This window comes from Spongiibacter tropicus DSM 19543, from assembly GCF_000420325.1.
GTDB classification, from domain to species: Bacteria; Pseudomonadota; Gammaproteobacteria; order Pseudomonadales; family Spongiibacteraceae; genus Spongiibacter; species Spongiibacter tropicus.
In genome coordinates this window covers 1,987,460-1,999,494 of record NZ_ATUS01000001.1, presented here as the reverse complement: position 1 = coordinate 1,999,494, position 12,035 = coordinate 1,987,460, and the positions used below count along the sequence as shown (strand labels likewise).

The following is a 12,035-nucleotide window of genomic DNA, read 5'->3' as shown; positions in this document are numbered from 1 at the left end:
GGCTATTCCGGCAGAGGAATAAACTCGACATCGTCACCCGGTACAGAGGGAAAGCGCCCGTTGCGCCAGTCGTCGCGGGCCTGCTCAATCCGCTCTTTGCGGCTGGAAACGAAATTCCAGTCGATGTAGCGTTTCTCGAAGGACTCGCCACCGATCAATGCCAGCCGACTCTCTTCCTCCGCCGCCACACACTGCTCGCCGGGCCGGAGAATCGCCATGCTGTGCTGGGGCAGATGACGATCCCCAACTGTCAGTGACCCTTCCACCACGTAGACCGCACGCTCCTCCGCCTCAGGCAATACCAATGATTGACCGGCTTCAAGCCGCGCTTCCAGGTACAGGGTTTCTGCGTAGGTTTTCACCGGCGCGGTCACCCCGTAGGCGCTGCCCATCATCACCCGCACCGCCACTCCCCCAACATCAACAGCGGGGATATCAGCATCGGGGTAGTGATAAAACGCCGGATCAATCTCTTCCTGCCCAATGGGCAGCGCCAGCCAGAGTTGCAGTCCGTGCATGCGCTGGGGAGCCGCCAGCACTTCCGGGCGCTGGCGCTCGGAGTGCACAATACCCCGGCCCGCAACCATCAGATTGATATCACCCGGACGAATCCGCTGCTCGCTGCCCAGTGAATCCCGGTGCAGCATCTCGCCCTCAAACAGATAAGTCACCGTCGCAATACCGATATGCGGGTGCGGGCGCACATCGACCCCCTGCCCGGCGGGGAAATCCGCCGGCCCCATATGATCGAAGAAGATCCACGGCCCCACCAGTTTGCGCCGCACACTCGGCAGCACCCGACGCACGGAAAAACCGCCCAGTGCTTTCTCCTTGCCATCGAGAACCATCTCGATGCGGTCACCGCCATCGTGAACCGCACCATCCTGTTCACACACCCGGCCCAGGTTACTCATGGTTTCCTCTCCCCAGAGAGTAGTTGTCCGGACAAAGTGTAGTGCACGAAGCGCTTCAGGTCGCCACTGTTGCCAACGGTGCCCCAGCGAAAAAACGAAAGCCGGGGGCAGAGCGCGCCCGGCGGAAAAGTATGACTAGAGCTCGGGGATGATTTTCGAGAACTGTTCGATCATCGGCATGATGATCTCGGGCTTGTTCCAGTTCTCCATGCCGACACCGATGTTCACGCGGTGGATACCCAAATCACGGTAGCGCTTGAGCAAGTCGGCCGTGATCTCGCCCATCGCGACCATGGTAATTTCCACGTCGTCGGGGTTACGGCCGAAGTCTTTTACGGCCTGATGAAAGGCAGCAATGCCCTCGCCCACATCCGGCATCACCACGTCGACGGGCATCCAGCCATCAGCCCACATGGCGGCGTGCTTGGTGCCCAGCGGCCCCATTGCGCCGAACAGAAACTTGGGACCACCGGCCTGCACGGGCTTCGGCTCGAACCACACTGGATCGAAGTCGATCAGCTCACCGTGGTATTCCGGCGCCTCGTCGCGGAACAGCGCACGAGTGGCAGCGACGGTTTCTTTCAGACCGAGATAACGGCGTTTCCACGGCAGCTTTGTCGCGTTTTCGAATTCCTCTTCATTCCAGCCCACCCCGGTGCCGATGATCAGGCGCCCCTCAGACAGACGGTCAAGGGTTGCGATGGTCTTGGCCTGGGACAGCAGCTCCCGCTCCAGCAGCAGCGCAATGCCGGTACCCAGTTTCAGCTTGCTGGTTACCGCAGCTGCTTCCATCAACGAGATGTAGGGGTCCATCATTTCCTTGTAGGGCTCGGGCAATTCTCCGCCGGGGGGATAGGGCGTTTTACGCGACATGGGGATGTGGCTGTGCTCGCCGTACCACAGCGACTCGAAACCGGCCTCTTCGAGGATTTTCGCCAGATCCGCCGGACGAGGATCGTGGACCGTGTTCATGGAACTGAAACCCAGGTGCATCGTTATTCTCCATTATTATGTATTCGCAGCGTTGAACGCCGGTGCAAGCATAGAACATGCGGGAAAGACCCCGCCGGGTGGAATACGGCATATGGAGGAGAGGGCCGTAGCGCAGAGACAAAAAAGCCGCCCGCAGGCGGCAAGAGGGTGAAGGACACCCAGTTCAGCTCAGTAGCGGTAGATCAGGTCTACCCCGTAGCTGCGCGGATCTCCCCACAGCACAGATCGGTCGGCTTGGGGCTGATTGTCGATAGCGCTGATCGCGTACTCTTCATCCAGCAGATTTTTACCCCAGGCCGCGACGGACAGCATGCCACCCGCCAGCGGCATCTCGTTCAGACCCAGGCGAGCATTCCAAACGCCATAGGCCTCCAGCCGGGTGTTTTTCACATTTGACGCCAGTGAGCCGCCGTTGCGCTCATCCATGTAGTTGTAGCTGACGTTCAGACCCAAACGTCCCCAGTCGGCATCGGCAATGGTCCAGTCGGCAACGGCGGTATAGCTCTGCTCCGGTGCCGCAAAGAACACAAACTGATCGCTCACATCCTGGCCGTTAACATCGCGCGCCTTGGTGACTTCGGCATCGAGGTAGGCGTAGTTGAGCATCAGCAGCAGATTGCGGGTCGCCATAAAGGTGATATCCGCTTCCAGCCCCTGCATTTCCGCTTCGCCCGCATTGGTGATTTTGGTATCGGCAACGGTGCCGTCCAGAATGAAGTTCAGCTGCATGTCGCTGTAGACGCTTTTGAAGATATCGGCGTTGATGCGCAGTCGGCGATCCATCAGCTCGCTCTTGATACCCAGTTCCATGGAGCGCACTTTCTCTTCATCAAATCCGTCGACAAAACCGAAGCCATAGTCGATGCCGTCACTGGCCGGACCCTGATTGCCATCGCGCTGGGGATCGCGGGTATTAAAACCACCGCTCTTGTAGGCTTCGTTGACCTTGCCGTACAGATTGATACTGTCGGTCAGGTCGTACTCGGCCACGAAGCTGAAGGAGTTATCGTCAAACTTCTTCGAGGCTTCCACATCGTCGAATTGCCGCCCCGGATCGCTCTGGTCGATGGTGCCCCAGGGCAAGTCGAGGGCAAGACCGTAAAGCTCGGCAATATTCAGGTCGGTCTGGTTTTTAATGGCCGAGCGTTTATCGCGGGAATGGCGCGCACCAAATGTCAGCTGCAGGCGATCTTCCAGCACATTCGGCGTCCAGGTCGCCTGACCGAAAAAGGCCATCGCCTCGTTTTCAATCTCATAGTGCTGCGACAGCAGGTTCACCACGTGCACCCGGAACGGCACCCCCGGAATGCGGGCATCAGCACTCAACTGGTGGTGCAGCGGCGAGTTGTCTTCGATCGCGCGTTCTTTGAAATAATAGGCACCCACCAGATACTCCAGACGCGAATCCCAGGCATCGCCAGACACCTGAAGCTCGTGGGAGCGCTGACGCTGGGTAACCAGCGGTTTTACCAAGGGCGTCCACTCATCGTTTGTTGCCTGCCCCTTGTAGCGGTGCGTATCCAGACGAAACTCGGTGGACCCGGCACCACCGCCAATATCGGCGTAGGACGCATCACTCAACTCCCGGTAGGCCGCAATGTACTTGAATTCGCCGCCATCGAAACCGGCGGTGAACGTCAGCGCGTGGCCGGTAATCTCTGTATTGGACTCTTCCAGTGGCTTGCCGGTCGCCATCTTGTCCAGGCGGCGACTGCTGTAAACTGTCTGCTCACTGGCATGTTCTTTAATCGGCTCGGCCTGACCTTTGTCACCCAGCGGCCGGGTCACCGCCTGATAACTGGTGTTGTAGTAATCCAGCTCTGAGCGGTCGTAGGCATAATCGAGCGTCATGGTCTCGTTGACATCCCAGCGCACGTCGAGGCGGTAACCCTGTACCTCGCGGTCGCCATAGTCGCCGCCCGGCCCGGTGTTCTCAATAAAACCGTCCTGCTGTGTCGTCATGAATGCCAGCTTGGCCGCGAGCGTGTCGGTTACGGGAATATTGGCCGAGGTCTTGGAGGTAAACAGGCTGCGGTCGCCTACTGTGAACTTCTGCTCAAACTCCAAGGCCTCTGTGCTGGGCTTGCGTGTGACCAGGTTCACCGCGCCACCGGTCGTGTTGCGGCCGTACAACGTGCCCTGCGGGCCGCGCAGAATTTCGATGCGCTCCAGGTCGGCCACATCCAGCGCGGTGCCGGTGGAGCGGGCAATATACACCCCGTCCATGTACACGCCGACCGGCGGGTCCTGGGTAATCTGCGCATCGGAAATACCAATACCGCGAATGAAAATTCGCAGTGTGGCGTTGTTAATCGGAAACGGCTGAATGCTCATGCTCGGCACATTCGCGCCAATATCCGACAGGCTGTTAATGCCCTTGGTCTCCAGCTCCTGCTGACCAAAGGCCGTCAATGAAATAGGCGCATCCTGCAAAGACTCGGCTTTCTTCTGCGCGGTTACCACCACCTCTTCCAATGCATAAGCACCCGACTCGGCAGCCTGGACCATCGGCGCAGCCAATATCGCCGCGGCCAACAACCGCGGCGTCCCCATCATGTTTCTCATTATTTTGCTTCTCCCTGCCCGCAATCTATGGATTTATTCGAGCCGCCATTTGCCGGCGGCTGCTTGTGTTCAGGCGGGGCACAAGTTATTGACCTGTAACCACTATTGGCATACGTAGTTTTACGAACAACCACGATCGTTAGAGTGACATAGCGGCGGTTTTATAAGTGACATCAGCAGCGACTCGTGCAGAAAATGTCACGATAAATAACAAAAGTGTTAGAACAAGTAGGGAACGTGATTACACAAGTTGCCAGCAACGTAACGCGAAATAATTATTCCGTTAGCTGCTTGGTTTTCGGTAACACCGTCAAAACAGGGAGGCAACGATACAAAAATTAACGACTGAGAAGAGTCGTTATGGCAGAGGCCGACAGGAAAAATGGGGGGACACGGCGGCCGAGTGGCCGCCGCAAAGGCGCTTACACGCGCTCGAAAATAACCGCGATACCCTGACCGCCGCCAATGCACATGGTGACCAGCGCGTACTTACCGCCGGTGCGCTGCAGTTCGTAAATCGCCTTGGTGGCGATAAACGCGCCGGAGCAGCCGACTGGGTGGCCCAGAGCGATGGCGCCGCCGTTGGGGTTGGTTTTACTGAGATCCAGCTCCAAGCCTTTGGCAACCGCCAGCGCCTGGGAGGCAAAGGCTTCGTTGGACTCAATCACGTCCATATCTGCCACAGACAGGCCCGCCTTGCTCAGCGCTTTGATGGTGGCCGGGATCGGGCCTTCGCCCATGATGTGGTTCGGTACGCCCGCTACCGCGTAGGAGACAACGCGCGCGATGGGTTTTTGGCCCGCTTTCTCAGCCGCTTGCGCCGAGGCCAGTACCATGAAGGCCGCGCCGTCATTCAGACCGGAGGCGTTGCCCGCTGTAACGGTGCCGTCTTTTTTGAAGGCCGGACGCAGTTTAGCCAGCGTCTCAGCCGTGGTGCCCGGCTTAACGTGCTCGTCGGTGTCAAAGATAACGTCACCCTTGCGGGTTTTCAGGGTCACCGGCGCAATCTGCTCTTTGAAGTAACCGGCTTCAATGGCAGCGGCTGCACGGCGGTGGGATTCTGCGGCAAAGGCGTCTTGTTCTTCGCGGCTGATGCCCCACTTCTCGGCGAGGTTTTCGGCGGTGATGCCCATGTGGCCGACACCAAAAGGATCGGTCAGCGCCGAGGTCATTGCGTCCAGCATTTCGACATTGCCCATGCGCGCGCCGTTGCGCATGCTGGGGGACAGGTAGGCGCTGCGCGACATGACTTCCACGCCGCCGCCGATGCCGTAGTCACAGTCGCCCAGCATGATGTTCTGCGCGGTGGTCACAATGGCCTGCAGGCCAGAGCTGCACAGGCGGTTTACACCCATCGCCACCGAGTCCATCGGCAGGCCAGCCTGGATGGAAGCAACACGCGCCACGTAGGCGTAGCGGGAATCAGTGGGAATGCAGTTACCGACGGTCACGTAATTGATGTGTTGCGGATCCACAGAAGAGCGATCAATCGCCGCTTTCATGATCTGGCCGCCCAGCTCATGGGGCTCAATGCCGCTCAGGCCACCACCGTAGGTCCCGATACCCGAACGGGCCGCACTTAATACAACTACTTCCTGGGTCATGAATTCTTCTCCTGTTTGGTCAACGGTAGCGTAGAGGCTCCGCAAGCACTGCAGGCATACAGCACGAGGGGGTCACAAGGATAGGCGCTACTATAGCGATAAGCGACACCAATACAATAAGCAGGGAAAATCCCGCGCATTCACGGGATTTATCGAGTCAGCGGACGTTCGCAACTATTCAGTATACACCGGCAGTGAAACTTCTAAGATGAGCATGCACTGCGCCGTACGTGTTCCTCACCCTACAAAGCCTTATAAAAAGGAAACACTACCGATAGTAGGCGCTTACTCAACCGTCACTGACTTGGCCAGGTTTCTGGGCTGGTCGACGTCGGTGCCTTTCAGAATCGCCACGTGATAGCTGAGCAATTGCAGCGGCAGGGTATAGAGGATGGGCGCGACAATATCGATAACGTGGGGCAGTTCAATAATCTGCAGGCCATCCGCGGCTTCAAAGCCCGCTGCCTTGTCGGCAAACACAAACAACTGGCCGCCGCGCGCCTGCACTTCCTGCAGATTGGATTTCAGTTTTTCCAACAGCTCGTCGTTGGGTGCCACCGCAATCACCGGCATATCGCTGTCGACCAGTGCCAGCGGGCCGTGCTTCAGTTCACCCGCCGGATAGCTTTCGGCGTGGATATAGGAAATTTCCTTGAGCTTGAGTGCCCCTTCCATCGCCACTGGCCACTGTGCACCCCGCCCGAGGAACAGGGCGTGATGCTTGTCGGCAAAGGCTTCGGACATCTGCTGGATCGCACTGTCCAGCGCAAGGGCTTCGTCGAGCTGAACGGGCAGGCGGTGCAGCGCGGCAACAATCGCTTCCTCGTCGGACTCGCTGAGGTCGTGATGGCGACCCAGCGCGACGGTCAGCAGCAGCAGCGCCACCAACTGTGTGGTAAACGCCTTGGTCGATGCCACACCGATCTCCGGCCCGGCCTCGGTCATCAGGTACATATCGGATTCGCGCACCAGTGAGCTGAGCGCTACATTACAGATTGCCAGACTGGCGGAGTAACCCAATGTTTTGGCGAGACGCAACGCCGCCAGGGTATCGGCCGTTTCACCGGACTGGCTGATGGTCACGAACAGGGTATTTTCCTGCACCTTGAATTTACGGTAGCGGAATTCGCTGGCCACCTCGACGCGGCAGGGCACGCCCGCCACACCTTCAATCCAATACTTGGCGACCATACCCGCGTGGTAACTGGTGCCACAGGCCACAATCTGCACCGACGACACGGTCGACAACAACTCATTGGCGCGGGCGCCCAGGGTTTCGACCAGAATTTTCTTGCTGCCCAGACGCGCCGCCAGCGAGCGCTGAATCACCATCGGCTGCTCGTAGATTTCCTTGAGCATATAGTGGCGGTAGTGGCCGCGATCCGCCGACTCTGCGGCGGTATCAATCTGACTGACTTCACGCACCACCGGCTGCTGCTGGGCATCCCAGATGCGGTAATGACCGGCGCTGACTTCAGCAATATCGCCCTCTTCCAGATACACAAAGCGGTCGGTGACCTGACGCAATGCGAGCTGGTCAGAGGCGATAAAGTTTTCGCCAATACCAATGCCAATCACCAGCGGACTGCCTTTGCGGGCGCACACCAATTTATCGGGCTGATCGGCGTGAATCACCGCCAGGCCGTAGGCGCCTTCCAGCTCGGTCACGGCCAGTTTGACCGCGCCCAGCAGGTCGCGCTGCTGCTGGTAGTAATGGTGAACCAAGTGCACGATGGTTTCGGTGTCGGTGGCCGAGACAAACTCGTAGCCCAGCTTGCGCAGGCGCGCGCGCAGGGCTTCGTGGTTTTCGATAATGCCGTTGTGCACCAGCGACAGCTTGCCCGAATTATGGGGGTGAGCGTTCACTTCGGAGGGTTCGCCGTGGGTGGCCCAGCGGGTATGCGCCACCCCAATGCGCCCCGGCAGCGGCTGCGCTTTCAGTGCCTCTGCCAGCGCCTCGACCTTGCCCACGCGCTTGCGGCGATCGTTGTAGCCTTCGGGGGAAATCACCGCCATGCCGGCCGAGTCATAACCGCGATACTCCAGGCGGCGCAGGCCCTCTAACAGAATATCGGCCACGTCACGCTGGGCGACTGCCCCGACGATTCCACACATAATTACTGCCTTCTATTGGTCGCTGTCAGGAGCGCTTTTGGGGGCGCTTCCAGCCCCGTATATTACGCTGTCGGCCCCGGGCCACTCCCAGTTCGCCGTCGGCAATATTGCCGGTGATGGTCGAGCCTGCGGCCACAGTGGCCGATTGGCCCACCGACACCGGCGCCACCAGCGAGGTGTTTGAGCCGACAAAGGCATTATCGCCGATTTCGGTGCGGGATTTGTTCACCCCGTCGTAATTGCAGGTAATGGTGCCCGCGCCGATATTCACGTTGCTGCCCAGCGTCGCATCGCCAACATAGCTAAGGTGATTAATCTTGCTGCCCTCACCCACCTGCGCGTTCTTGGTCTCGACAAAATTGCCAATACGCGCGGCCTTGGCCAGCACGGTGCCGGGACGCAGCCGCGCAAAGGGCCCGACGGTGCAGTCCTCGCCGACCACGGCATCTTCCAGCACCGAGTTGGCGCGAATCACACTGCCCGACGCCACGCGGCTATTGCTGATCACGCAGTTGGGGCCAATCTGCACGTCGTCGCCAAGGGTCACCTCACCCTCAAACACACAGTTCACGTCGATGCTGACATCCTGGCCGATGTGCAGCGCGCCGCGAATATCAATGCGATCGGCATCGGCCAGGCTCGCGCCCTCGGTCATCAGCGCCTCGGCCTGCAGGCGCTGGTATTGGCGCTCTAGCGCGTTCAACTGCAGGCGGTTGTTCACCCCCTCCACTTCCCACAGCGCCGCCGGTTGCGCCACCTCTACGGCCACGCCCTGGGCCACGGCCATGGCAATAATATCGGTAAGGTAGTACTCGCCCTGGGCATTGTTAGCCGACAGCTTTGGCAGCCACTCGCGCAGGTATTTGGCGGGCAGCGCCATCATGCCGGTATTCACTTCCTGCACCGCCAACTGCTCAGCGGTCGCATCTTTCTGCTCGACAATCGCCTGCACCGCGCCGGAGGCATCGCGAATAATCCGGCCGTAGCCCGTGGGGTTATCCAGCGTGGCGGTCAGCAGCACCAAATTATCGGCACAGCGATCCACCATATTCTGCAAAGTTTCGGCGCGCACCAGCGGCACATCGCCGTAGGTAATCAATACCGTGGCCTCGTCGGCAACCGCATCCAGCCCCTGCGCCACCGCGTGGCCAGTGCCCTTTTGCTCGGCCTGCAAGGCCCATTGCAGGGCGGGATGCGCCACCGCCACCTTCACCTGCTCGGCGCCGTGCCCCACCACCACATGAATCGCCGCCGGCGACGTTTGCGCGGCCGCATCAATGGCGTGCTGAAGCATCGGCTTGCCCGCCAGTGGGTGCAATACCTTCGGCTTTTTAGAGCGCATGCGGGTGCCCTGACCCGCTGCCAAAATAATCACTTCCAGAGACACAGAATTTTCCTATCGAGGCGTTTGAAAAACAGGGGTGAATGGTAGCGAATGCGGCTCATGGCGACCAGCGCAGGCCGCTGCAGGCGGGCAAAATCGGTAACAATGGCGGAATTTAACAGCAAAAACGTCGGCGTTAGTGCCTACGGCCACGCATCAAGCCATTTTTGGCAATCGCTGCAACTGGCGAGTGTGAACTGCCGACAGGCTCAATAGCGCCGCGATACTGCCAAGTAGCGCCAGCGCCATATCGGATTGGGTATCCCAGACATAGCCCTGGGTACCGAGAAACGCCTCGGCGCCTTCGCCGCTCAGTTCGGCCACCCACCACTCAATCAGCTCGTAAAAGGCGCTGAAGGCGAGGCACACCGACACCACGAACAGCGCCAGCCAGCGGCTACCGTTCACTACCTGTTTACGAATGAGGATTTCACGCGCCAGGATGGCGGGAACAAAGCCCTGAAAGAAATGACCGATCTTGTCGTAGTTATTGCGCTCGCTGCCGAACCAACCGGTAAAACCGGGCACTTCGGCATAGGTGTAATGACCGCCAACCATCAGCACCACACAGTGCGCCAGAACCAGGCCGTACAGCAGTGGGGTAAGCGGAAAGCGTTTGTAAGTCGTCACTATCAAGCCAAAACCGATCAGCGCCGGAGCAACTTCCAACCACCAGGTGATGCGATCGTGGGGGTTCACCGCCGACCACAGCAGCACCGCGAAAAACACGATCAACCACAGTGCTTTTGCCATCGTCTTAACGCCCCTGCTCTGCCGTTACGCAGACATACACCGAATTCGTCGCTTCGTTATTCTGAAAAGGGTTGTAGAACGCCACCACATGGGATTCCACCGACGGAAATACCGTTTTCAACAGCGCCTCAAACTCGGCATCCGGCAAATTCTGCGACCACATCGCAAACACCCCGCCCGGCCGCAACTGCTGCGCCATCAGCGACAGATTATCCGTCGTATAAAAACTCGCGTTCGCCGAATTCAAATACTCGGTGGGGGAATGGTCGATATCCAGCAGAATCGCGTCGACGCGCTGACCGTCACAGTCCGGATCAAAGCCGGTCTCCGGCGAGGTTGCCAGATCGAAAAAACTGCCCAACACATAGCGGTTGCGCGCATCCGCATTTAACACACGGCCCAGCGGCACCAACTCATTCCGGTGCCAGCCAATCACCGTATCCAGCGCCTCCACCACCAGCAACTCGGCAATCCGCGCATCCTCCAGCGCCTTTACCGCTGTGTAGCCGAGGCCCAAACCGCCCACCACCACACGTAAGTCCTCCCCCTGTACCGCCGCCAGCCCCAGCGTCGACAATGCCTCCTCCGCCGCGTAAAACATACTCGACATCAAAAACTCATCGCCGAGCTTCACCTCATAGATGTCCCGCTCCCCAAATGCCGGAATCCGGCGACGGCGAAGCGAAATCTCCCCAATTGGCGACTCCTGGCTATCAATCTCTTCAAACATCAGCGACACAGGCGGGTATTCTCATTGGCAGTGGAAATCACGGAGGGAAGATAACAGAGTGCAGCAAGGAAAGCCGCCCCGAACCGGGAGGCCGAGGCTTGCCGCCATTGGGCCAGCGACTAGGCGGCCTGAAAATCCAAAGGCTGCAGCTGATCGAGATTCACCGTCCTGCGCGCCGCCCAGAGGTCAAACATGTCCTGCATCGCCAACCAAGTCTCGGGACTGCGACCGACTACTGAAGCATCTCCGAAATCTTATCGAGAATGTAACTGCTCCAGTTCTTGGCCGTAATATTCGTTTGCAGCGACCGCTTGGAAACCACCTCAACCTTCGTTGAATCAGCGCCCTCCGGATCAACAAATACCGCAACATTCTCCCCATAGCTAAATGCCGACATACCCTTCTGCGCCAGGATTTTCCCCCCTTCCCTGTCTGCGACGATAAGATCCAACTTAGACGACTCAACCACCTGCCGCGCGGCGCCCCATACCCGGTCATAGGAATGCGGGTAACTCCGAAACTCCCCCGTGCCCTTTGCGCTCTGGGCATCTTTCAAGGTTGTACAGCCCGTAACAACGACAAGCATCGCTAGTACAAATACCTTCTTCATCTCGCTCTCCTTAGCTGACTCTAATAAGACTATTTAATTATTAAAAATACTACGCTTAACACCGCAGCGCCAACGTCGACAAAACCTAATCTGCCGTGTAAAACATACACACCATCAAAAACTCATCGCCGAGCTTCACCTCATAGATGTCCCGCTCCCCAAATGCCGGAATCCGGCGACGGCGAAGCGAAATCTCCTCAATTGGCGACTTCTGACTATCAATCTCTTCAAACATCAGCGACACAGGCGGGTATGCTCATTGGCAGTGGAAATCACGGAGGGAAGATAGCAGAGTGCGATGGGAAAAACCGCTCTAAACGACGAGACAGCGATTAACACCGACAATACGGGCGGACTGAAATGAGTT

The 12,035-nt window shown here is 58.5% G+C and carries 10 protein-coding genes; all 10 read right to left on the bottom strand.

From position 1 onward, the window contains the following. Nucleotides 1–2: 2 nt before the first annotated feature. The 10 genes from G411_RS0109375 to G411_RS22110 all read right to left on the bottom strand — a co-directional run bounded on the left by G411_RS0109375 (nt 3) and on the right by G411_RS22110 (nt 11,903). Nucleotides 3–914: a pirin family protein gene (locus G411_RS0109375; protein WP_022958940.1), complete on the bottom strand. Its 912-nt coding sequence runs from the start codon at nt 912–914 to the stop codon at nt 3–5. A 135-nt stretch (nt 915–1,049) separates the two neighbouring features. Then, on the bottom strand, nt 1,050–1,907 hold the full coding sequence (locus G411_RS0109370) for a TIGR03619 family F420-dependent LLM class oxidoreductase (RefSeq protein ID WP_022958939.1): 858 nt from the start codon (nt 1,905–1,907) through the stop codon (nt 1,050–1,052). A gap of 168 nt (nt 1,908–2,075) precedes the next feature. Further along, nucleotides 2,076–4,472: a TonB-dependent receptor gene (locus G411_RS0109365; protein WP_157581196.1), complete on the bottom strand. Its 2,397-nt coding sequence runs from the start codon at nt 4,470–4,472 to the stop codon at nt 2,076–2,078. A 422-nt stretch (nt 4,473–4,894) separates the two neighbouring features. Beyond that, the gene (locus tag G411_RS0109360; RefSeq protein WP_022958937.1) at nt 4,895–6,076 is read right to left on the bottom strand and encodes an acetyl-CoA C-acyltransferase family protein; all 1,182 of its coding nucleotides are present in this window, start codon (nt 6,074–6,076) and stop codon (nt 4,895–4,897) included. 285 nt (nt 6,077–6,361) lie between these two features. Continuing rightward, nucleotides 6,362–8,191 carry a glutamine--fructose-6-phosphate transaminase (isomerizing) gene (gene glmS / locus G411_RS0109355; protein WP_022958936.1) on the bottom strand — a complete coding sequence of 610 codons (1,830 nt, stop codon included), beginning with the start codon at nt 8,189–8,191 and terminating at the stop codon, nt 6,362–6,364. 25 nt (nt 8,192–8,216) lie between these two features. Beyond that, nucleotides 8,217–9,578, bottom strand: coding sequence for a bifunctional UDP-N-acetylglucosamine diphosphorylase/glucosamine-1-phosphate N-acetyltransferase GlmU (gene glmU, locus G411_RS0109350; RefSeq protein WP_022958935.1), 1,362 nt, complete (start codon nt 9,576–9,578; stop codon nt 8,217–8,219). 153 nt (nt 9,579–9,731) lie between these two features. After that, nucleotides 9,732–10,328, bottom strand: a complete 597-nt coding sequence (locus G411_RS0109345) for a DUF2238 domain-containing protein (RefSeq protein ID WP_022958934.1) — start codon at nt 10,326–10,328, stop codon at nt 9,732–9,734. 4 nt (nt 10,329–10,332) lie between these two features. After that, nucleotides 10,333–11,058, bottom strand: coding sequence for a spermidine synthase family protein (locus G411_RS0109340; RefSeq protein ID WP_245542376.1), 726 nt, complete (start codon nt 11,056–11,058; stop codon nt 10,333–10,335). A gap of 232 nt (nt 11,059–11,290) precedes the next feature. Further along, the gene (locus G411_RS21425; RefSeq protein WP_022958931.1) at nt 11,291–11,668 is read right to left on the bottom strand and encodes a hypothetical protein; all 378 of its coding nucleotides are present in this window, start codon (nt 11,666–11,668) and stop codon (nt 11,291–11,293) included. An 85-nt stretch (nt 11,669–11,753) separates the two neighbouring features. After that, the gene (locus tag G411_RS22110) at nt 11,754–11,903 is read right to left on the bottom strand and encodes a hypothetical protein (protein ID WP_211218300.1); all 150 of its coding nucleotides are present in this window, start codon (nt 11,901–11,903) and stop codon (nt 11,754–11,756) included. Nucleotides 11,904–12,035: the final 132 nt, after the last annotated feature.

Bases quoted from the DNA above. Each gene is read 5' to 3' on its own strand.
- G411_RS0109375 (WP_022958940.1), bottom strand. From the start codon at position 914: ATGAGTAACCTGGGCCGGGTGTGTGAACAGGATGGTGCGGTTCACGAT.
- G411_RS0109370 (WP_022958939.1), bottom strand. From the start codon at position 1,907: ATGCACCTGGGTTTCAGTTCCATGAACACGGTCCACGATCCTCGTCCG.
- G411_RS0109365 (WP_157581196.1), bottom strand. From the start codon at position 4,472: ATGAGAAACATGATGGGGACGCCGCGGTTGTTGGCCGCGGCGATATTG.
- G411_RS0109360 (WP_022958937.1), bottom strand. From the start codon at position 6,076: ATGACCCAGGAAGTAGTTGTATTAAGTGCGGCCCGTTCGGGTATCGGG.
- glmS (WP_022958936.1), bottom strand. From the start codon at position 8,191: ATGTGTGGAATCGTCGGGGCAGTCGCCCAGCGTGACGTGGCCGATATT.
- G411_RS0109345 (WP_022958934.1), bottom strand. From the start codon at position 10,328: ATGGCAAAAGCACTGTGGTTGATCGTGTTTTTCGCGGTGCTGCTGTGG.
- G411_RS0109340 (WP_245542376.1), bottom strand. From the start codon at position 11,058: ATGTTTGAAGAGATTGATAGCCAGGAGTCGCCAATTGGGGAGATTTCG.
- G411_RS21425 (WP_022958931.1), bottom strand. From the start codon at position 11,668: ATGAAGAAGGTATTTGTACTAGCGATGCTTGTCGTTGTTACGGGCTGT.
- G411_RS22110 (WP_211218300.1), bottom strand. From the start codon at position 11,903: ATGTTTGAAGAGATTGATAGTCAGAAGTCGCCAATTGAGGAGATTTCG.